Consider the following 1,150-nt stretch of genomic DNA (forward strand, 5'->3'; position numbering starts at 1 on the left):
GTCCCCGCGCACCCCCGGTCGTCGCCGTGTCCACCTCCTCGCCGCAATTCACCCCGGACGGGCCGCCGGATTCGCAGTACGCCCCCGACTCGCAGCACGAACCCGCCTGGCCGTCCTGGATGACGACCGCGGGCGCGGCGCTGCTGCACCCCCGCACGATCCGGGCGCTGCTGGGCACCGGCGGCGGATTGGTGATCGCCGGGGGGCTGGTCTGGTTGGTCTCGCTGGGGGCGTTCGACGACCCGCGGGTGCTGGCCGCCAGCCTGATCGGCGGATGCTGCGCCCTGCTGGTCCTCGGCTGGGGATTGGCCACGAGAACCCGCTACCGCATGGCCGGACTGGCCGCCGCGGGGCTGGCCTGCGTGACGCTGCCCCTCAATCTCTGGCTGTTGGAGGCGCAGAACCTCGTGACGATCACCGGCGGGCTGTGGGCGTGGGCGGCAGGGTGCGCGGCGTTGCAGGCGGCGACCGTCTGGCTGCTGCGTGATCGACGCTTCCTGCTGGCCGTGCAGGGCGGCGTGACGCTGACCGCCGTGCTGGCGCTGGGGCAGATGCACCGGCTGGACGAACCGCTGTGGGTCGCGGGGACGCTCGCCGTATTGGGTGTTCTCAGCGTCGAGGGCTTCCGCCTGTTCCCCAAGCGGATGAAAGACGACGGCGGCCCGGAGCCGCTCCAAGAGGAACAACCCTTCGCCCAAGACCCGTTCGCCGTGCCGCTGCTGTGGGGCGGGGCGGCGCTGCTGACCGGCGCCGCGGCGTTCGCGGGACTGGCGGAGATCGCCCGCAACGGCGTCGTGTTCCTGCCGCCGTTCTCCTTAGAAACGGGCGGTTCTCGACTCATCGCCGCGGCGATCTGGGTGGCGATCGCCAACGGGCTGGTGTCGCTGGACTCCCTGGCCGCGAGCGTGCGGCGGCGGCGGGACGCACGGACCGGCGTGGTGCGGGACGAAGGGCTGTTTGGGCTGTGGAGCGTCGTGCCGGTCTTGGCCGCGGGCGCCGGGGCGGCGGCGGTGTGGAACCTGTTGGAGCACTTCGGGATCCCGGATCGCTGGGACGCGGCGGTGTTCGCGGGCTGCGGCGTCGGCCTGCTGGCGCTGGCCCGCCAGACGGGCGTGGGGGTGATCGCCGTCGATCGGGGCGTCGGCGGCGC

General features: G+C 73.5%; 1 protein-coding gene. It reads left to right on the plus strand.

Going from position 1 to position 1,150, the window contains the following annotated elements:
* Window positions 1-26: 26 nt before the first annotated feature.
* Window positions 27-1,150 (plus strand): hypothetical protein (locus LzC2_RS21475; RefSeq protein WP_171190061.1); only part of this gene is annotated, 1,124 nt, incomplete at its 3' end.

Origin of the sequence: Alienimonas chondri, from assembly GCF_013036045.1 — a bacterium.
Taxonomy (GTDB): Bacteria; Planctomycetota; Planctomycetia; order Planctomycetales; family Planctomycetaceae; genus Alienimonas; species Alienimonas chondri.